The organism is Pontibacter sp. GD13, from assembly GCF_058216355.1.
This window is the reverse complement of sequence record NZ_JBYZMQ010000004.1, coordinates 81,562-100,885: the sequence shown is the minus strand read 5'-3', so window position 1 is coordinate 100,885 and position 19,324 is coordinate 81,562. Positions and strand designations below refer to the sequence as shown.

General features: G+C 45.9%; 18 protein-coding genes. 7 read left to right on the top strand and 11 right to left on the bottom strand.

Features of this window, described 5'->3' with window-relative positions; all coding sequences use genetic code 11:
• Positions 1-639: 639 nt before the first annotated feature.
• The gene (locus AC4BAN_RS08010) at positions 640-1,719 is read right to left on the bottom strand and encodes an XRE family transcriptional regulator (RefSeq protein ID WP_490563871.1); all 1,080 of its coding nucleotides are present in this window, start codon (positions 1,717-1,719) and stop codon (positions 640-642) included.
• 6 nt (positions 1,720-1,725) lie between these two features.
• Positions 1,726-2,364: a hypothetical protein gene (locus AC4BAN_RS08005; protein WP_490563870.1), complete on the bottom strand. Its 639-nt coding sequence runs from the start codon at positions 2,362-2,364 to the stop codon at positions 1,726-1,728.
• A gap of 358 nt (positions 2,365-2,722) precedes the next feature.
• Between AC4BAN_RS08005 and AC4BAN_RS08000 the strand changes: the two genes are divergently transcribed.
• Positions 2,723-3,814, top strand: a complete 1,092-nt coding sequence (locus AC4BAN_RS08000; protein WP_490563869.1) for a Fic family protein — start codon at positions 2,723-2,725, stop codon at positions 3,812-3,814.
• A 447-nt stretch (positions 3,815-4,261) separates the two neighbouring features.
• On the opposite strand, the gene AC4BAN_RS07995 is transcribed toward AC4BAN_RS08000, so the two are convergent.
• The 5 genes from AC4BAN_RS07995 to AC4BAN_RS07975 all read right to left on the bottom strand — a co-directional run bounded on the left by AC4BAN_RS07995 (position 4,262) and on the right by AC4BAN_RS07975 (position 7,460).
• The gene (locus tag AC4BAN_RS07995; RefSeq protein ID WP_490563868.1) at positions 4,262-4,942 is read right to left on the bottom strand and encodes a hypothetical protein; all 681 of its coding nucleotides are present in this window, start codon (positions 4,940-4,942) and stop codon (positions 4,262-4,264) included.
• A 36-nt stretch (positions 4,943-4,978) separates the two neighbouring features.
• Positions 4,979-6,244 (bottom strand): DUF1036 domain-containing protein, encoded by a 1,266-nt coding sequence (locus AC4BAN_RS07990; protein WP_490563867.1) that lies wholly within the window; start codon positions 6,242-6,244, stop codon positions 4,979-4,981.
• A gap of 391 nt (positions 6,245-6,635) precedes the next feature.
• Positions 6,636-6,836: a hypothetical protein gene (locus tag AC4BAN_RS07985; RefSeq protein WP_490563866.1), complete on the bottom strand. Its 201-nt coding sequence runs from the start codon at positions 6,834-6,836 to the stop codon at positions 6,636-6,638.
• Positions 6,837-6,910: 74 nt separating this feature from the next.
• The gene (locus AC4BAN_RS07980) at positions 6,911-7,069 is read right to left on the bottom strand and encodes an AlbA family DNA-binding domain-containing protein (RefSeq protein WP_490563865.1); all 159 of its coding nucleotides are present in this window, start codon (positions 7,067-7,069) and stop codon (positions 6,911-6,913) included.
• A 220-nt stretch (positions 7,070-7,289) separates the two neighbouring features.
• Entirely contained in the window at positions 7,290-7,460 is a 171-nt protein-coding gene (locus tag AC4BAN_RS07975; protein ID WP_490564022.1) for a hypothetical protein, read from the bottom strand.
• 462 nt (positions 7,461-7,922) lie between these two features.
• Here AC4BAN_RS07975 and AC4BAN_RS07970 point away from each other — a divergent pair, with 462 nt between their 5' ends.
• On the top strand, positions 7,923-9,254 hold the full coding sequence (locus AC4BAN_RS07970) for a hypothetical protein (protein ID WP_490563864.1): 1,332 nt from the start codon (positions 7,923-7,925) through the stop codon (positions 9,252-9,254).
• Positions 9,255-9,319: 65 nt separating this feature from the next.
• Here AC4BAN_RS07970 and AC4BAN_RS07965 read toward each other — a convergent pair whose 3' ends face one another.
• The 3 genes from AC4BAN_RS07965 to AC4BAN_RS07955 form a co-directional block, all read right to left on the bottom strand.
• Entirely contained in the window at positions 9,320-9,469 is a 150-nt protein-coding gene (locus tag AC4BAN_RS07965; protein WP_490563863.1) for a hypothetical protein, read from the bottom strand.
• A 45-nt stretch (positions 9,470-9,514) separates the two neighbouring features.
• Positions 9,515-9,616: a recombinase family protein gene (locus tag AC4BAN_RS07960; RefSeq protein ID WP_490563862.1), complete on the bottom strand. Its 102-nt coding sequence runs from the start codon at positions 9,614-9,616 to the stop codon at positions 9,515-9,517.
• Positions 9,617-10,019: 403 nt separating this feature from the next.
• Positions 10,020-10,217: a hypothetical protein gene (locus AC4BAN_RS07955; protein ID WP_490563861.1), complete on the bottom strand. Its 198-nt coding sequence runs from the start codon at positions 10,215-10,217 to the stop codon at positions 10,020-10,022.
• Positions 10,218-11,623: 1,406 nt separating this feature from the next.
• Here AC4BAN_RS07955 and AC4BAN_RS07950 point away from each other — a divergent pair.
• The 3 genes from AC4BAN_RS07950 (at position 11,624) to AC4BAN_RS07940 (ending at position 15,383) form a co-directional block, all read left to right on the top strand.
• On the top strand, positions 11,624-11,818 hold the full coding sequence (locus AC4BAN_RS07950; protein ID WP_187068026.1) for a hypothetical protein: 195 nt from the start codon (positions 11,624-11,626) through the stop codon (positions 11,816-11,818).
• A 212-nt stretch (positions 11,819-12,030) separates the two neighbouring features.
• Positions 12,031-13,515 (top strand): alkaline phosphatase PhoX, encoded by a 1,485-nt coding sequence (locus AC4BAN_RS07945; protein ID WP_490563860.1) that lies wholly within the window; start codon positions 12,031-12,033, stop codon positions 13,513-13,515.
• Between the two features lie 149 nt (positions 13,516-13,664).
• Complete coding sequence (locus AC4BAN_RS07940; RefSeq protein WP_490563859.1) at positions 13,665-15,383, top strand: cytochrome-c peroxidase; 1,719 nt, start codon at positions 13,665-13,667, stop codon at positions 15,381-15,383.
• Positions 15,384-16,724: 1,341 nt separating this feature from the next.
• Here AC4BAN_RS07940 and AC4BAN_RS07935 read toward each other — a convergent pair.
• Entirely contained in the window at positions 16,725-17,033 is a 309-nt protein-coding gene (locus AC4BAN_RS07935) for a carboxypeptidase-like regulatory domain-containing protein (RefSeq protein ID WP_490563858.1), read from the bottom strand.
• A 442-nt stretch (positions 17,034-17,475) separates the two neighbouring features.
• On the opposite strand from AC4BAN_RS07935, the gene AC4BAN_RS07930 reads away from it, so the two are divergent.
• Positions 17,476-18,318 (top strand): UDP-2,3-diacylglucosamine diphosphatase, encoded by an 843-nt coding sequence (locus tag AC4BAN_RS07930; RefSeq protein ID WP_490563857.1) that lies wholly within the window; start codon positions 17,476-17,478, stop codon positions 18,316-18,318.
• Complete coding sequence (locus tag AC4BAN_RS07925) at positions 18,315-19,301, top strand: glycosyltransferase family protein (RefSeq protein WP_490563856.1); 987 nt, start codon at positions 18,315-18,317, stop codon at positions 19,299-19,301. Before AC4BAN_RS07930 ends, AC4BAN_RS07925 begins: the two co-directional genes overlap by 4 nt.
• Positions 19,302-19,324 lie beyond the last annotated feature (23 nt).

Sequence of the window (19,324 nt, the reverse complement as noted above, 5' to 3'; positions counted from 1 at the left end):
GCATGCCTTGACCTTTAGGCACATGGTGCCCGGGCGACTGCTACGGCGGCATGCGCTGGAATGTGATTTGTGTTCAGCAAGAAAAGGACAAAACGGGTCCTCTAGCGCAGCGTGCTGCCACCTAGCCACTATCGGATTCCCTGCTATTGCCGACACTTTGGACAGGGATGTCCTGTTGATGGATATGTAAGCTTCCCCCTTATTTCAGCATATGCATCTGGTTTAACTCTTTGCCTGTCTTACTGAAGGTGCAGGCAAACAACCCTCGGTGCTTTCAGGCGCACCGTAGCCTAATAAGTGAATGTAGCCGGAGAGGGTTGGCTGGCTAGGCCGAGTGAAGAATTCAGGTGGATTTGCAGGTTGTAACAAATTCGTTACTTTTGCGGTACCATTACCGAAGCGCGAACTTCACCCCAGAATCTTGGCAGATTCTGACCCGTAAAAACCAGCAGTCATATGTTTGCAGCATAGATTAGCTGGTTTTACTTTTCATAGGAACAAGAAGCATACCATCATGCTTATTATTGCTATATATTAATTTTTTATTGACAGTTACCGGCAATTTGGCAAGAAGCCCGCCGGAATAACTGCCAAATACTGAATCTTGTCATACTGTCCCCTTTATTTCGCAAGAGCCAATCAACGTGACACGAACATCCCTTCATTGGCAAAGCCCAGCGAAGTCATGAATTGACGGAAGTCGCCCCCATTCAGGTGTAGCATCTCCTTGACATCTGTAGCAGACATTTCCAGGTCCTCCAAGTGGCAGCGAACCATCTCCCTCAACAGTTGCGAGGCCTCCGTAAAGCCATGCTTTGCCAAGTCAACCGGTTCCTTCTTCCGGTAGGGCGCCAGCTGAATCATCAGCCCCCTGTGCCGGTCCTCGTTGAGCAGGCCAAGGTGCTTAGCGCGCATGGCAATAGACGCCATCGAGCAGCCCCAACGGGCCTTCAGCCCCATCAGCCCCTCTAACCGAAGGCCGATCAGCTGATCGTGTATGTCGTGGGCAGGCATCAAGAACTCACTCGCGAACCGGTTCGCCTCTATTTCACGCACCTCGCCCGGGAGACAGTCTGTGTGCATGACCAGGTGTCCCAACTCATGGGCCAGACTAAAGCGCATCCTGTCGAGGCTGTACTCACGGTTGATGTAAATAACGGGCAGGCCCCGGCTCGTGAAGAAGCTGTAACCGTCCACGTTCTCATTAGCCATCCATGTCTTGGCCACCACGATTTTGTGGTTCTCGAGCAGCGCGGTCAGGTTTCTGATCGGGCCGTTCGGCACACGCCACTTCGCTCGCAGTTTGCGCGCCAGGTCCTCTGGCGCAGTATCCGTAACCGAGTCATCCAGAAAATCCGGAACAGCAATCCCGTCCTCCGGCTCAATGGCGTCCTGCAGTTTGCTGATCCACCCCCCCAGCAGCCGGAAGTGCGACTCCAGCTGTGTCCGCGGAACGGCCTTGAGGGCCGCCTTCTTGCGGTAATGCCCCTGCACGGGGGGCAGGTAGGAGTCGATGTCCTCTTGGTAAAAGAAGCTGACGGGGTAGTCCAATGCTTCCGAGAGCAGGGCAATATCCTCCTCGTTCGGTTCGCGCAGGTTGTGCTCCCACTGCGAGACCGCTGCCTGCGTCCTATTGATAAGTGCCGCGAGCTCCTTCTGCGTGATGCCGCGCGATGACCTGGCTAATTCCAGCATTTGGTAATTGAACCGAGTCTGCATATGCTATTATCCTTTCTGTTGTTTTTTTGAGTCATTGCCGGCTGTGCCCTTTTTCTTAGGTCGGAACTTTATCACCAGGCTGTCTACCTCATCTGTAATCGGGTAAATTTCTTGCTCCAGCTCCAGGGCCAGATTATGGGTAGAGGCCTGACGCAGGACGTCGAACTCCTCCATCAGTTGGCCCCTCACAAAGAAAAGCGCGTGAAACCCCACCAACTGTGAGTTGGCCCGGTCTGAGAAGTGCTGCAGAATAACGCTCGGCAGCATTTCAAGGTCCGCGTACAACTCTCCCTGCACAATCGCTTTCTGGCGCTTTGAGTTCGCTTTAAAAGCGGCATTCGCCCTTCCTTTATAGAAGTGGAACTGGCACACTCCTTTTTTTATCAAGGTGAAGGTCATGGCCGTCTTCTTTACCTCCCAGCCCTCATCACTTCTGAACCTTTCCTCGAGCATACCCCAAATGCGGGGGAAGAGACAGGAAGAGTAAATGGCGCGGAAGTGCGGGATGTACAGGTCCGTACCCTCTGCCTCCAGTGTGATGGCAATGGCCTGTTCCACTGAGTTGACGATGGTGCGCAGTTCCTCCGGCGTAACCAAGTCACGAAAGTCAGAGAGTGTTATGGTAGGGCGTAGAGTTGTCTCCATGGGCATTCTATATATTTCGATTCAAATATATCACTAAAAATATAACAGGCAAAATCACGGGAAAAAATATTTCTGTTTTTTTGAAGGTCTCTCCCTATTCATTAGGCGCTCCTCATATTCTTAGAGCAACACCAGGAGCAGATACTATGGAAACAGTGCTACATCCAAGTGCACTACTTTGAGAGGTGTGCACCAACTAGTTTTATGTCTAATAGCCATTTTCAGAAACGCAGCCATGGGTTATATTCTGTTTGTGCACTAAGTTGGTACATGAATCCTAGTACATGTACCGTTGTGGTACATGTACTAGGATTCATGTACCAAAATTGCTAATATTGTCCCACATACGATATAGCATATGAAACTAGCGACCGACAGACCCTACAATACCCTTCCCCCCCTTCCACCGCCTCCGGAGAAAATTGAGTCCGTCGCCGTCCTAAAGCAGGAGAGCAAGGCGGCCGTCGCGCTGGCCGAGCTCAAGGGGCTGGCCAGGACGCTCCCTAACCAAGGTATCCTCATTAATGCCATTGTGCTGAAAGAGGCTCAGGCCAGCTCAGAGGTGGAAAACATCATCACGACGCACGACAGGCTCTATCAGGCAATGGCGGCGACCTCTGTGCAGCCCGACCCAGCCACGAAGGAAGTGCTGCGCTACCGAGAGGCGTTGCTTTACGGATTCAATGAGATAAAGGAGCGCGGGTTCATGAACACCAACAGCATTTGCCGCATACAGGCCATCCTCGAGGAGAATGAGGCGGGGCTTCGGCACCTGCCGGGAACGGCACTTAAAAACGATATGACTGGAGAGACGATCTACACACCACCAGACGATAGAAACGTGATTCAGGACCTGATGCAGAACCTGGAGCGCTACCTCAACGAGGAGCCGGGGGAAGTCTCCGCACTCATACGGATGGCGGTGCAGCACTATCAGTTTGAGAGTATCCATCCTTTCTATGACGGGAACGGAAGGACGGGTAGGATCATCAACGTGCTTTACCTAATCCTACAGAAGCTGCTCGATATTCCCATACTTTTCTTGAGCGGCTACATCATCGCCAACAAGGGCACCTATTACCGTTTGCTGCAAGAAGTAAGGACGGAGGCCAATTGGGAGGAGTGGGTACTGTTCATGCTCAAGGCCACTGAGAGTACAGCCAGGCAGACCATTGTACAGATAAACCAGATACATCAACTGTTTGATCAGGTACAGGAGAAGGTAAAGCAGGAGGCAAAGAAGATCTACTCCAAGGACTTAGTGGAGCAGCTCTTTGTACACCCGTACACGAAAACTGAATACATCACAAGCGGACTAGGTGTGGAGCGCAAGGCAGCCTCCAGGTACCTCAAGTCGCTAGAGGCGATCGGAGTGCTGTCGCTCAAACAAGTAGGAAAGGAGAAGATATATATCAACCACGAGCTCTACAAACTTTTACGCGGGAAGTAGGAAATTGGCTTTCAGCTACTCGAGTATATTTTTGAATTGCTTCAGTGTGTCGGAAATAATGTCTAGGCACCTGCCTACATGGCTTTATCGGCTTAAGAGCTCCATAAAAATGGGACCCTAGGGTAAACTTCAACTGACCGAGCTAGTGCTTTGGTGAATTCAAGTGCCGGAGTATCACGTACTGCCTGTTGAGCCGGTATGACAATTAAGATTTGAAGTAGGCAAGCCTAGCTACTGCCTACCGAAACCTACTTTCACGCACATACATCTCAGCAATATGCGACAAGATCAGGAACTTAGTGAACGAGAACTTTCCGATCGGACATGGCCTTCTTGAAGCTAGTTTACCTCTCATACCAGCACATCAGCAAAAAGCGGGTCATGTAACACAGCATCTTTCGATCTGATTCGAGAAATGGATGCACCTGGACTTGAAATGAGACGCCCCTAGTTTAAGAATAAACCTGAAAAGAAACTTTTCAACAAGGCAAAAATGGCATGGCTCTGTTCAGGGTTTAATGCTAAAGTGACTGCAACGTTGATGATAAGGCCAACGAAGTGATTTTTCCAGTCTTTCTTAGTAAAGGACTCTGCTTTTAGTGCTGCCTCTTTGAAAGCGGCCTGCAGTTCTTGAACAGCTTGCAATGGCAAATTTAGGGCAATAACCTGTCTCTCCAACTTTTTAAGCTGGCCCTTTAAAAGAGCCAGCTCCTCATGATCAAACTTCACATCAGGGGCGGCCTGGGTGAAGTAAAAAATACGGGCATTTGTTTCCAGCTCTCCCCACAAGTCCGGCTCCCCCTCCTCTTGCTTCAGCCAAAGCAGCCATTTGTTGAAAAGGTGAATTATTGTTTCCCACTTATCAATATTCGCATGATGGATTTCCTTCTCTGGCCGAATGATGATTCCAGAGTAATTAGGAGTAGAATAAGTGTTAAGTCGAGGTGCTTCTCTTCTCCCGTTAGCAGACCCCTCGATAACCATGCTTGGGGCTATCTTAAAATAAAATCCAGTTGCAAGGTGTTTGATTTTTAGGTAGCTGTTGTCTTCCATGCTAAAGAAATGCACATTCAGGCCCTGTTGCTGAATTTCGGTATATAGCGAATTCTTTTGGCTTTTGGTAAACATCGGTACAGGTAGTAAGTGGTTTTATATTTCAGGTTATCATTTGACTATTTCCTCTTTCTCCACAACAGCGACCACTTCAATAGCGAAGTGTATGCCATCCAAATCCGCTGGATTGTGAAGCCCGAGGTAAGCTTTCCTGCCGCTGCTGTACACCGGCACTACAGCAGACTTCAAGCTGGTCCGCGACCAGTCTCTTACTGGGGTAAAGCTCCTTTTCTGCATGAACGCCTTCACCTGGGCCTCGTCCTCAAACATGTACACGTTGCAGATGTCCCCTCCAGGCGGCGCCGTGAATAGGTCCGCCGCGAGTTTCAGCATACCTGTCTGGTCAATCAAGAGCGTCAGCTCAGAGGCGAGTTTAAACTTCTCCTGAGCCGCCTGCAGCTCGGCTTCATTGCGGTAGGCGGTAAATTCATAATACCACTCCACCGTGTTCTCCGGAAGGATCACAGGAATGTAAGTTCTGCTGTTGCCCGAGTTATAGTAGCTCACCAGGTATCCTACCTGCGGCTTGAGCACCGTCACAGTCCTATAGGTCTTCTTGGTGATGATCTCCTTGCCGTCGGCACCCCAACGCCGCACTTTGCCCACCGGATTGCCGTTTTGGTAGATCGCCTCCTCTACCTTCTGCCCCTGCTCGTTGTAGGTAATACAGGTGCCCTGCCGCACGTCTGGCTTCTCGCTAATTAGCTTTCCGTCCCACTGCAGCACATTTGTCTTGGCATAATAGTCGCGTACCAATCCGCTTGGCACTCCATTTTGATAGGTAATCTTTCGGATGAAAGCAGCATCTTGTACCTGCTTCACTTCTTCTTTATCGCGGTCCAGGTAAAGCGTCCAGGCGCCCTGCCTAATACCGTTCTGGGTGCAGTTGGGCACCGGCAGACGCAGCGTGTGCTGCCTTTTACCTTCCGGCACGTCCACTTTGACAAAGCCCATTTTCTGCAGGCCCTTGCTCAGAGTAACAGGGCTGTCTGTTGCCGAGTTGGCAATGGAGAAAGCCTCTGTCGGCTGAATGTGCAGGGCGTACTGCCCTTGGAAGAGCTGGTCGCAGCCGGCTAGCCGGCCAAAGTAGTAGAACTGCCCGCCTGCGATGCCTTCCGGTAGTAGGGTGGTAGAGTCATGGGGCGCGATGTTGATCCAGCCCTGCGTGTGCCAGCCTTTAAAGAGTCCCTTCTCGTGGTAGTAGCCGATGGCAAGCGATACGGCCTGGTCGGAAGGGTTAACGACCTTCAGCTGTGCAGCGGCAGGCCTGATTGTAAGTAAGCTGAAGGCAAGAAAGGTAAGTAAAAGTTTATGCATCTTTTTAGATTTGTTCCCGGCGGCTGTTAGAGCTGACGCCACTTAGGTTAATGATTAGATAGAAAGTGTATGAATAACTAAAGCATGCGCAGCTGTGGGGGTTGCCCTTGACGCAGGTCATGCGGGCCGTGGTGTGGTCGTCATTTGTTTTCAATGGTCTGAGTGGCATTAGGCACGCCTAATACTATAATTTTAGATTTAATATATATAATACTACTAATGTTTATTTCAACGCATGGCTTCCGCCCCTTGTTGTTTGTCATCCTATTGCAAAAAGGGTCGGCACATTAGTTGCACCGGCCCTTTTTGTTCGTTCTTTTTAAAGTAGTCGCTAGTTAGGCTATAAAGCTAATGCTTAGTTTATCCGACATTTATCCGACATCTATGGCTTTTATCCGACATTCCGGCCTTTGTAGACATAGACAGTCGCTTTTTTCTCTCCTTCTTTGCTAAGCAGGCCTTTCTCCACCAGCTCTGTTAAATCCCGCAAGGCCGTTCGATCTGTTATGCTAAATTTTTCTTTGTACTTACTGTTCTGGATCCTCCTATCATTCTTCCAAAGCAGCAGCGCCTCTACCTGCCGCTCATTCAATCCGATGCTCTTAAGCTGCTCTTCTGAATAAATATCTTTAAAAAGCGTGACAGAGACACCACCGCCGATGGTCGTTATACCAGGCTCCGGAAGTCAGCTACACCGACAACACGGCCATCGTCGTCCTTGCCAATGATGATCCTACCGCCCTTTGCGTTGGCAAACCCGCAGATCCACTTAAGATACTCGTCGCGCCAACTGGCTTTCCATTCTACGTTTTGACTTTCAGACATGAATGTATAATCAATGTTGAGCATCAAAAATAAGGTATCTGCGCGTCAATTTAAAAACGGGTGCAGCGATCCTAATAATATAGGAAACCCAATCAAATTGAAAGCATCAGTTGACGGCTCCAGTGCTTGCTCACACTTAAATACATTACCCAATGCACAATACTCCATATTGAGATTCTAATCCGTTGCTCATCAAGCTTAGTAACTTTCGCTGTAGCCTTTAAGCTACCTGCCGAGCTTCTTTAATAGCTTTGATGATTCTTTTGGTGCGTTTCTCTGCCCGCTGGTTATTCAAGGATAATATCGCCCAGATTGCGGCCGGAAACCACCCGAGTATGGTACACTGCAAGATCAGGCAAATGATCCCTGAGAAGATCTTTCCATTGATCATCAGGGACAAGAACGGCAATAAAATGGCTAAAAGGTACCCCATGTGTATCTATTATGTTGACGATTGTGATAGTTAGTATCTTTATTTTATCTCCTTGCTGATGCCTGTATAATATTACAATCGCTTTTCGCAGCCAATATAATAATTTCATACTTTTAAAACATACAAACCAAGATGGTATAGTACTGGAACCCGATCGGTTAAGCAATTATCAAGCTTGAGCTAAATAAGCCAATGATAAAAAATTAAATTAAATATAAACAGTATGCCTTTCATCTTTGACGCAATACTTAATACATAACAGTTAAAGATTGTGTCTATCATTCCTAAATAAAAATATAAAACAGTATATTCGAGAACTTTCACAACCTTAATTAGAGTAAATTTGGGCATATAAATTTCTCTAATAAGGTTCCCGATACACATAAAGCATCTCAGTCTATAGAAGCAGGTAAATTTAAAATGGAGCTAGGAACAGTTACTCAAATTAGGGCATCGAGGGATCGCATCAGGGAGAAGATCAAAGCATTTGATAGTAGCCGGTTTACAACTCAAACGTTTGGGCCTGAAAATGAATACACCTCAAAGGGACTAATAGGTGGTATAGACTCTTTACTTACAGATATATCTACTTTAACAAAGTGGCAAAATAAGTTCGTAAAACTATCTACCCACACAGAAAGAAATAACATTCTACAGTATCTAACTTACATCGATACTTATTTTGACACACCTAGCAATTACATTTCTCATTTTGAAGCTTTAAAAGTATTAGTCAGGAGCTATAACGTGAGAACCATCTCCGAGCGGCAAGTAGAGTTTGAGAAGGAGATTGAGAATGTTTTGAAACTTAAGCTCCAGTTACAAGCGGAGATGGCTGAAATGGAGAAAATTAAAGACTCAATAGGAGCTAACAATTCAGCAATTTCTGAATCATTCGATTCTAGCAAGGAGAAACTTTTAGAGATAGAGGCAGAGTTAGCTTCAATTACGGATAGAAAAGATGAGCTTGCTACTATCACAGAAACTCTTTCCGAAACAAAAGATGAGATTCTACAAGTAAAAGTCGACGCCGAGAATACCTTATCCGAAATCAAAGCTTCAATGACAGAGAGTAAATCCAATGAAAAGCTTATCACATCGTTCGCAAATAAGGTTCAGGAGAGGGATAAAAGGCTGAGTGAGCTAGAGCAGAACACAATAGAAAATAACACAAAGTTAGAAGAATACGAAAAGGAAAGAGCTGCTATTTTAGAACAAGCCAAAGTGTTAGTAAAATCAGCGAAGGAAGCGCTGAACTATAAAACAGCAGAAGGAATAAGTGCATCTTTCCATGAACATTATCTATTAGCCAAAAACCGTTGGATTATTGCTGGATGGATAATCGGAGCTATACTTTGCTTACTTGGCGCATTGGGAATAGGCATTTGGATACTTAAGTCAAATACGATGAATCTAGGTTTGATAATCGGGCGCATATCGCTTTTGCCATTGCCAATAATTGGAGCAGTTTTTTGTGCTAACCAATACACAAAGCAAAAAAATATTATAGAGGATTACGCCTATAAGATGGTGTTATCAAAATCAATAGTTGGGTTTTCAGAGCAGCTTAAGAAGAATGCAACTGGGGATAATACTGAATATGTTCATTACATAAAAACTGCTCTAGAGGAGATACATAAGGATCCTCTAAGGAGACGTGAAGTAACAAGAGATGAAAAAGGGAATAACCATAACCTTAGGGAGTTAGTGGATGTGGCAGAGAGAATAGTAAAAATTTCAAAAGCAGAGTAATACCTGACTATCACAAATTCCCTGAATCACTACCAACAAACTTAATGTAGCGGTAGCAGGTGGTTCTAGAGATTCCCAAGGTACGGACGATCTTTTCTACTAACTTTGCCGGTGTCAACCAGGATACGGTCGGACTTGGCTTTCTCCAGTGCCGCCTTGGTGAGCTCGCGCTCAAACTCAGCCAGCGAGGCAAGACGTGTAAGGTGGATCAGCAAATGGCTGTGTTGATGCCCTTCTGCAGGCTCTCGAAATCTCCTTTACTAAGACTCAGCTACCAAGTCGATCAGGTCCAGCAGCAAGCGGCCCAGCCGGTTGAGCTTCAATACCACCACAGTGTCACCTGTCCTAAGCTGGGCGATCAACTTCTCTAATTCCGGCCGTTCCTTGCTCTTATCAGATTTCTATCCCTTGAATATTTGCTCGCATCCGTAGTGGGTGAATGCGTCAAGCTACAACTCTGGTTTTTGGGTCTGGGTCGAGGTCCGGGCATATCCTATCTATATATTTTGTCTCAGTAACTCGTCTCAAATACAATAAACTCTGCCTCGTCCTGAAAAGAAGTTTAGAAGTATGATTGCAGATTCCAAGAATCTAAAGAATGACATATTTGTTAGTACACAGTTCAATGAATAAATCTAACAGCTGCTCTCAGCCAAAGACCTGGTTCTACTCAAAGGTTTATTCCTAGTAAACTTAATCCTAGCTTCAAACAACATATGGCCAGTATGGTGATGTGCTATACAAAGTGTAGCAGCACCCAAAGCGCTATCCGTTGACCAGTAAATTATTTTGATGCAATTTGCCTTTTACCTCGTCAAACTCCCCGTTTTCAAACTCAACAAGCAATTTCATGAGCCTCTTCTTCTCATTTTCAGCCTCTGCTCCCATTGCTTTCATCAACTCCCCAATGCGAACTGCTGCCGCGTAGAGTTGTTTCTCATTTGTAATCGCTATTAACTTCATGATATAAACGAAATGTTAACAAATGTTTAAGCAATCGTTCAGTACAAAGTAACAAAATTCTTACGAACTAAGCAGATATTACAACATTATATTAGCTCTAGCTTCCTCCCTCCTCCTTCCATTAGGCTGACCTTCGAAGTATCTTCCATGTGCTTCCAATGCGACCACTACTTCTCAAAATGTTCACTCTGATCAAGTACCACTTGAAAGACAATCTGAGTTAGAGGCGTGGAGCAGGTAGGTTATCTGAGTGAACTGCACTCATTGCCTTTTATTCAAGGAAGGAGGAGCTGATGGCCGTTTCTAATGTAGAGGTAATAAACAAAGCGAATAGCTATAGAAAGCACTCCTGCTTAAGCCATTTATAAAGTATGAGTTGATAATAAAACCCCCTGTTACGTCTTTACAGATTTGGAAAAAACCACCAGCTTGACCGGAATACCTCAGTCAACACCAGTTAGAAATGGCACGCGTACTTGCCGGCACTTATGCAGGACAAGAACAAGATTTTCAAAAGCCTTGCCTTTGCAGCAGGCAAATATGCTGATGCTCTTCATTAAATTTAAAGATCTTGTAAACCCTCTTCCCCTTTACAATCAAGTCAGACAAGTTCAGGAATTGATGAGTAGCAGGACCGACTTGGTTAAGGAGTGCTATTGTTCCCAAAATCATAGAGCCAGCTAGCTAACATCAAAGCTGCAGTTAATGAAGGACGTCCATCATAAACGGCATTCAACCTAACAGCAAACAAACATTACGATTATATAACGTTACATAGCAGGCTTTTTATAAACGCTCCCCTACTTTCGCAGCATAGTTTTCCACACATGCGTATTAGTAGCTTCAATACCCCACGTTCATTCCGTACAAAAATCCTCTTTAGTTTTCTGTCGTTAATCAGCATTCCACTAGTGTGGGTTGCTTTTACTTTTCCTGAGTGATAAGCAAAAGCAATTCCAGTACTTCTCCAACAGCTTTTCCGCCGCTCAGCACCAGTACTAGGAAAATAACCAGCACCTTCAGTACGTTCTGCTGAGAGGCTACCACGAACCCTCATTTTGGATAATTTTATATCCAAGCCCTTTACCATAGAGGAACTTACTAAGGTCATTCTGGAAGCTGCTGCAAAACTAGGGGTGGAAAACAACGCCTCAGGCGCTTATTGATAACTGGACTGTTAGCTCTTTGTGACCTATGAAAAACTAATGGAAGACTACACGAATAGACGCTAGCTGCCAATCCAATTATACTAATAGCACTTAGGCTGTGACGCAAGCTTTACCCTCTTCACATTAAGAAAAGGTAAACAAGCAACAACTAGTTTAATGGTATGTTAAAGCCCGCTTTTCTTTAAGGCAACATTGAAAGCATAGCTTTGCATTGAACAACTAATGAGCAATTAAACGATGTTGGATTACGTCAAAACAATTCTACTGAAAGTGAGCTTCGACAAAACGCTGTTTGAGAAAGAGCTAAAGAAAGGACTGAAAGCACTTGAAGAACATGAGATGGTGCTGCTGAGGCAATGGTGCTATGAAAAGTTCTCCAACATTTACCAGCCGATCCTTCTCAACACCTTCCCTAGCATCGATGCTGCCTAGCTAAAATCAAGTTTAACAGAAATAAACTTAAAATGCACTTTATGCTTATTTCATCATCAACGACAACAGGTAACGTCTCTTACCAGTTACTGATCTCAGCAAAGAGATAATGTAACTCAAATAAGTTAACTATATAGTAATGTGTACTTAAATAATAGGTAATAGTGCCACTCTACCTTTGCTGCATACCTCCTTTAAAACAACACGAGTACATGAAATTTCAAAACAACACCATCACTAAAAAAGCACTCCTTCTAGGGCTTGCGGGACTTACGTTAGCCTCTTGCGACAAAAACGATGACCTTGACGGAGAAACCATCGGTTCTGTAGTACGGGACCTGAAAACTTATTCTGTTACGCCATCTTTTCTGGCGCTTACGCCTGAGTTCAAAAACGCAAAAGTATTCCCGCTTCTATCTTCTGAAGACAAACTAACTGAATCACCAAACTTCGTTTATGGCTCTATGGCCGATGGTTTGGGTTTAATGAGAAACAACAACGGTACTTTCACGCTTATCAACAACATTGAGGCAGACTACTCTATCGCACGCATTATACTGGATAAAAACCTGAAGCCTGTAAAAGGTGAGTATATCCTGAACGCGATTGCTACCGCCAACACAGCGCAATGCTCAGGCACTCTTGTTACGCCGGAAGAGCACGGCTTTGGTCCGGTATACCTGTCCGGTGGCGAGTGGGGAGGCTCTTCTAAAGGAGTTTTTTCAACTAATCCGCTGAAGGATGCCGCTAGTGCTGAAGAGCCTAAAATGCTTACTGCCATGGGACAGTGGTCTACAGAGAACGCCGTAGCCATCGGCAAAGATGCCTATCCGGGCAAGACAGTAGTATTCATCGGCGATGACCACTCTGACAATACTGTTCCTTCCGGACAGTTAGGTATGTATGTGGGCAACAGAGGCGATCTGGAAGGTGGCAAACTGTACGGTCTGAAAGTTACCTCGTCTGGCATCAACTACGAGGTGGACATGAAAGAAGGCGTTGCCTATAACGTGGAGTTCGTGGAGCTGACGGAGAAGAACATCGACCTGCTGGATGCTGAGGCGAAGGCCAAAGGTGTAATGGGCTTCTCAAGGCTTGAGGACATTGACTGGAGAAGAGGTTCGGCCAAAAACAACCGCGAAATATACTTTTCCGTGACAGGCAGAAAAAAGGATGCTTTGATAGGCAAAGGTTCCGTGTACGGCAGAGTGTATAAGGTACAGCTAAACGATACAGACCCTACAAAAGGCGGTAAAATTACCTGCGTGCTGGATGGCGACATCCCAAACGGAAAAGCGAAGCCTTTCCATAGCCCGGACAACATTGTAGTGACAGAAAACTACGCCTACATTCAGGAAGACCCAAATGGCTACTACGACAATGCTGATAAAACGCACTTTGCCCGCCTGTACCAGTACAACCTGAATACTGGCGAACTGAAGATAGTACTGGAGTGCGATCAGAAGAGCGCTGCCGCCAAAGGTTACGGCACCGCAGACAATGATTGGGAGATTACAGGTATGATCGATATTTCTGACATCATCAGAGTACCGGGCACTTTCCTGGTAATCACTCAGAACCACGGTTGGGTAAAAGCGGACGGTACTCCATTCACGGATCCGAAGGCTAACCCGGATGTGGCAAACAGCGCAAAAGAAGGAAGCCAGTTATACCTGCTACAAGGCCTGGAAAGGTAAAATTACGTTAAATGTTTAGTAGATTCAGATTGAACAAAGAGGCTTATTTTATGATAAGCCTCTTTGCTTTGTTTATTTCCTGCAGTATTGTATTAGACTCTTGCAGCCAACGCAACAGAGCCGCTGATACAACGGTAGCCTTTCAGGAAATGGAAGAGCTCTATGTAAGCGATCTTTCAGCATGTATCAGCGCTCTGGACAAGCTCAAAAACAGTGCCTCCCGTAACAACAATGATGTCATAAGGCCGATGCGCGAGCACTACCAGAAGGCTAGAATGTACTTTAAGTATGCGGAGCCGGTGCTTTCGTTTATTGACACGGAAAATTTCCGTTTCCTTAATCAGCCGAACATTTTAAAAGTAGAGGAAGAAGACCAAACAGACATAAAAGAGAAAGAACCTTCAGGTTTCCAGGTGCTGGAGGAGCTGGTTTACGCCGATAGCGTTGACAGGACAGAAGTAGCAAAGCATGCTGCGCTGATGTCGAACAGGTTAAAGCTGATACGCAGCAATACACAGCTACAGAGTTACCAGGCATACCACTTTCTGTGGATACTACGAAACGGGATTGCCCGCGTGGCACTTACCGGCATCACAGGGTTTGACTCCCCGGTGCTGGAGGCATCGCTGCAGGAAAGCGCCTTTGCCTATAAAAGACTGAAAAGGTACCTGAGCTATTTTAAACACGAGTTTAAGGATGAGGCACTTTACCAGGCATGGAACCAGCAACTGGATCAAAGTATGGAAAGCTTGAAGGGTGACTTTGCTTCTTTTGATCGATACAGCTTTATTAAGAAACACACCCACCCACAGCTGGAGCTTTGGGTAAAGACGCAGCAAGACTGGGAAGTGGAGTTTCCGTTTACCCTTGCCTTTAACCACGGGGCCACGTCTTTATTTTCGGATAGCACCTTTAATCTAAAGCACTTCGACGATCTTAAATCAGGTGACTTAGCTACTGAAAAGGTGCTGCTGGGAAAACAGCTGTTTAACGATCCTTCTCTTTCTATCTCCGGCACTATGAGCTGTGGAAGCTGCCATCAGGAAAACCTTGCCTTCACAGACGGCATGGCAAAATCGGTGGGCCAAACACGTAACAGCCCCACCATGAGCTATGCAGGTTTGCAGCGGGGTTTCTTTTACGACAAGCGCTCCGGTAGCCTGGAAGGACAGATTGTGGCCGTGGTGAACAATGAAACCGAATTCCACACAAGTCTGGAGGCTATGAGCAAAGTAGTGAAGCAAAAACCGACTTATCAGCAGCAGTTTGAAGCACTATATGAGCAGGGCGCTACAGAGGCGAATATTCGCAATGCGATTGCCAGCTATATTAAAAGTCTCTCGCCGTTCAACTCAAAGTTCGACCGTAACATCAGCGGAAAAGAGCAGAGCCTGACAGAAAGGGAAATCAGGGGCTTTAACTTGTTCATGGGAAAAGCAAAATGCGCTACCTGCCACTTTGCACCTGTTTTCAACGGTACAGTACCTCCTGAGTTTACCGAAACAGAGATGGAGCTTTTAGGTGTTCCTGCAGCCAAGGATACTGTAAATGCGAAGATTGATCCGGACCTGGGCAGGTATAATTTATTCGGAACAGAATCGCGCAAGCACTTCTTTAAAACACCTACGCTACGTAGTGTGACCCTTACGGCACCTTACATGCACAATGGCGTTTATACTACGCTGGAAGAGGTGATGGATTTCTACAACCGTGGCGGAGGCGCAGGCATAGGGATACAACTCGAGCACCAGACATTACCACCGGATGCCCTTTCGCTTACGAAACAGGAGATCAAAGACATTATCGCTTTCTTGAATACTCTAACCGATCAAAACAGTAAACCAAAACAACTTACTTCAGCAAAGTAAACTGTTTACATTCTTATGATAGCTAATAATAGTGCCGTAGCGTCGCTATAATTTCAATTAAATTTTTGATGAATATATTTGAAAGCAGCAAGGCCGGTTTTAGTTTAGATCAGAGCGGCCTTGCTGTTATGGATAGAACATTATTTGACGATGGACATGCAAGCACAATTATTATAAATAAATATAAAGTGAGCAACCTGTACAGAAGTTCTTGGGGAACTCGCCGTTGCATAGCAATACCTTCAAAATGGCATCTTTTAGTGTAGCAAACAGGTTCTGCCTTTTGGTGTCCGTGCTCTCCATGGGCGTGCTTTTCTTTTCCACAGCTTTGGGATTGAAGTGAAAGAAAATATCTCAGGGGAATTAACTCTAGGCCTTGAAAGTATTCTGATCGGGTCCCCGATAAATCGGAACCATCCTGAAATCACCTTAATGTCCTCCTGCAGTATAAGAACTCTCAACTTTCCATCCTAAATACCATGTGAAGTTAAAAGCTTCAATTAAAAGCCGGTCTTGCAAGATATACATTATTAATAAGCAGAAACGTTGGCAAGAGAAATCAATAATTAGTATGGGAATTTTTGCCAACATTTTGAGATAAGAAGTGTACAAAAGCTTTTTAGCTCCTGTTGTACAAGCCCTACGGTAGTATTTATAAAAAACAGGGATAAGGGCTACCTATCAGGTTCCCATTCAAATCTTGATCAATATAGAAAAGAGTTCACCCTCATACAGACTGCCTACCAGCTCGGTCTTCAGTATTTTGAAGAAAAGCCTCGGCTACAGCGTTATCTCAAGTTAAGCACCGCCGAATAGGCTACTTTCACGTTTCTTATCAGGTTCTCATGTTCATCTCGGATAAATTCCTCCGGCTGGAGTATGCTCCCCTACATGGACAAAAAGATACTTCCCCCGCTTGCAGCCACTCCTCTAAAGCCGCCAAATCCCTGTGGAAATTGTTCGATAATTCCATTCCTCGGGCTACAGAGTAAACAGCCGCTCCACATCAAACTGAGCGGCTGTTTTGGTTCGATAATTTATACCATTCGATTGAAAAAGGCTCCAGTAAAAACATCCCGTTCCACTTAAAAGCGGCCAACCTGTACTGTAGAGTAGGAGTTATGAGACAGACACACCACAGCTGCTTCCGCTCCGATAGGCTTTGCAAGCACCTCCTCTTTATACCAAACCAGTTTACCGAAAGGATCTCCACTAACACATTCTGGTTTCTGAAATTTCCCTGTTGGTAGCTTACAAATATGCCTACTCCTGATGGCGTTTCTAAATAAGTACCCGATGCAAGGGTATTGAAGTTGAAAAACTTAGAAATGGCGCTAATTCTTAAATGGGCAACAGTTGGAAGTCGATGGTTTCGCGGTTGCCGATGCTCGTCTCCTGGGTAAGGTAGCCCACAAAGCTAACCACCAGTACCGCCGCTTCATCGTTTACAGGAATGCTGTAGTTGCCGCTCAGGTCAGAAATGGTACCGTTGGCGGTACCTTTCACGGCAATGCTGGTGCCGGGCAGCCCCTGCCCTTTCTCATCTGTTACTTTTCCCTTAACTGCGCGCGTTTGCGCAAAAGCGTTAAAGCAGCACAGCAAGGCAAGGCCCCAGATCATGCTGTACCTGCAAATTGTAAAGATTCTCATCCTCATAGTTTTTTGGTTGATTTTGCCTGCAAAACTATGTTTGGTGGATTACGCAAATATTAATGGTGTACTATGTTTTTATTAATCCTCATGCCTTATACGGCAGGATAAATTCACAAAAACTACACATGAAAAGTATTTCATATAAAAGCTAAAACGATAATAGCACCTCTCGATGCCTAAGCCACTCAATCAATCTTAACCAAAACATAACTTCCTCATAACCTGCAGCTAACAATACATGCGTAATTTAGTAGCGTAGTTAGGACAACCTATAGCCAGGGGGTGTATAACCTAAATCACACGAAAATGAAAAAGGCAAAAACACTTGCAGGCTTTATCACAAGCAAGCTACTAGACATTCTCCTGTACAGGCTGCACTCCTTCTACTCGCCCTTTAAATTTAACAGAGACTAAAATTATACTCACCCACGCCTAGTGTATGGCAAGAAAAAGAAAAGTAGAGGTTGTTGTCATATCTGACGTGCACCTCGGAACCTACGGATGCCACGCAAAAGAACTGTTGGCTTACCTTAAAAGTATGAAGCCTGACACCATCATCCTGAACGGTGATATCATTGATATCTGGCAGTTCAGCAAAAGCTATTGGCCTGCTTCGCACATGCGGGTAGTTAAACACCTGATGGGGCTCATTGCCAAAGGCACCAACGTATACTACATCACCGGCAATCACGATGAGATGCTTCGTAAGTTCGTCGGTTTTAAGCTTGGTTCTTTCCAGATCGTGAACAAACTGGTGCTGGAGCTGGATGGTAAGCGCGCTTGGATGTTTCATGGCGATGTGTTTGACGTGACCATGCAGCACTCCAAGTGGCTGGCGAAACTGGGCGCCCATGGCTATGACTTGCTTATCCTGCTCAACCGCATGGTCAACTTCTTCTGCCTGAAACTCAACAGGGAGAAAGTATACTTATCGCGCAACATCAAGAACCGGGTGAAGAGCGCCGTCAAGTTCATCAACAACTTCGAGAAAACGGCCTCCGACATCGCCATCTCCAACGGGTACGACTATGTGGTTTGCGGCCATATTCACCAACCTGAGCTGCGCGAGATCACCAACAACGAGGGCTGCGTTACCTACCTCAACTCAGGCGACTGGATCGAGAACCTAACGGCCCTGGAGTATGACAAAGGAGCGTGGAGCCTGTACAAGTTCCGGGAGAACCTGGATGCCGTGGTCATGGACAAGGATGATGAGTTGGTTCCAACCAATATACAACTGTTCCAAAGCCTGATGGTAGAATTTAACCTGAAATCAGCTTGAGAATCCTATATGCCATTCAGGGCACGGGTAACGGTCACCTTACCCGTGCCCTGGACATTGTACCGGCTCTGCAAAAACATGGTGAGGTAGACATCGTGGTGAGCGGCAGCCAGGTAGACCTCAGCTTGCCTTACCCGGTAAAGTACAGGCTGAAAGGACTTGGTTTTGTTTTTGGGAAGAGCGGAGGCGTAGACTTTTACAGGACATTTGTAAAAGCTAACTCCAGGGCTTTTTATAAAGAAACATGCCAGCTACCCGTAAATGAGTATGATCTGGTGATCTCAGACTTTGAGCCTGTAACAGCCTGGGCCTGCATGCGGGCAAAAAAACACTGCGTGGGGCTGAGCAACCAGGTGGCGGTTCTGAACCCAAACGTGCCAAAGCCAAAAGTAACAGACCACATGGGTAAATTCATTCTGAAAAACTATGCCCCTACCACCGCGCAGTATGGCTTCCACTTTGCCAGGTTCGACGACACCATCTTTACCCCTATCATACGGAAACAAGTGCGGGAGCTGGAGGTAAGCAACCGGGGACACTACACGGTATATTTACCCGCACACGACGACCATAAAATTATAAACAAGCTCTCATGCTTTAAGCATGTGGAGTGGAAGGTCTTCTCAAAACACAACAAGCAGCCTTTCCAGCATGAAAACATCTCAGTAAAACCAATACAAAACGACGCTTTCCTGCAAAGTATGGCCTCTTCGGCAGGGGTGCTTTGCGCAGCAGGGTTCGGAACGCCATCAGAAGTTTTATACTTGCAAAAGAAGTTGCTGGTAGTGCCCATGAAAAACCAGTATGAACAGGTTTGCAACGCCGCCACCTTAAAGCACATGGGGGTAGCAACAATTAAAAGCCTCAAGCAAAAACACCTGCCCAAGATAAAGGAGTGGCTGGACCATGGCGAGCAGATTCAGGTGCATTACCCTGACGAGACGGATGCCATTGTAGCACGTATAATGCAGGAAAATACATAGTATAATTTCAGCTTTAGGGTGCA

Excerpts from the sequence above, each read along its gene's own strand:
- AC4BAN_RS07955 (WP_490563861.1), bottom strand. The coding sequence starts at position 10,217 with ATGAAGTTAATAGCGATTACAAATGAGAAACAACTCTACGCGGCAGCA.
- AC4BAN_RS07935 (WP_490563858.1), bottom strand. The coding sequence starts at position 17,033 with ATGAGAATCTTTACAATTTGCAGGTACAGCATGATCTGGGGCCTTGCC.
- AC4BAN_RS08010 (WP_490563871.1), bottom strand. The coding sequence starts at position 1,719 with ATGCAGACTCGGTTCAATTACCAAATGCTGGAATTAGCCAGGTCATCG.
- AC4BAN_RS07975 (WP_490564022.1), bottom strand. The coding sequence starts at position 7,460 with ATGATCAATGGAAAGATCTTCTCAGGGATCATTTGCCTGATCTTGCAG.
- AC4BAN_RS07940 (WP_490563859.1), top strand. The coding sequence starts at position 13,665 with ATGGAAGAGCTCTATGTAAGCGATCTTTCAGCATGTATCAGCGCTCTG.
- AC4BAN_RS07970 (WP_490563864.1), top strand. The coding sequence starts at position 7,923 with ATGGAGCTAGGAACAGTTACTCAAATTAGGGCATCGAGGGATCGCATC.
- AC4BAN_RS07990 (WP_490563867.1), bottom strand. The coding sequence starts at position 6,244 with ATGCATAAACTTTTACTTACCTTTCTTGCCTTCAGCTTACTTACAATC.
- AC4BAN_RS07945 (WP_490563860.1), top strand. The coding sequence starts at position 12,031 with ATGAAATTTCAAAACAACACCATCACTAAAAAAGCACTCCTTCTAGGG.
- AC4BAN_RS08005 (WP_490563870.1), bottom strand. The coding sequence starts at position 2,364 with ATGGAGACAACTCTACGCCCTACCATAACACTCTCTGACTTTCGTGAC.
- AC4BAN_RS07980 (WP_490563865.1), bottom strand. The coding sequence starts at position 7,069 with ATGTCTGAAAGTCAAAACGTAGAATGGAAAGCCAGTTGGCGCGACGAG.
- AC4BAN_RS07995 (WP_490563868.1), bottom strand. The coding sequence starts at position 4,942 with ATGTTTACCAAAAGCCAAAAGAATTCGCTATATACCGAAATTCAGCAA.
- AC4BAN_RS07930 (WP_490563857.1), top strand. The coding sequence starts at position 17,476 with ATGGCAAGAAAAAGAAAAGTAGAGGTTGTTGTCATATCTGACGTGCAC.
- AC4BAN_RS07950 (WP_187068026.1), top strand. The coding sequence starts at position 11,624 with ATGTTGGATTACGTCAAAACAATTCTACTGAAAGTGAGCTTCGACAAA.
- AC4BAN_RS08000 (WP_490563869.1), top strand. The coding sequence starts at position 2,723 with ATGAAACTAGCGACCGACAGACCCTACAATACCCTTCCCCCCCTTCCA.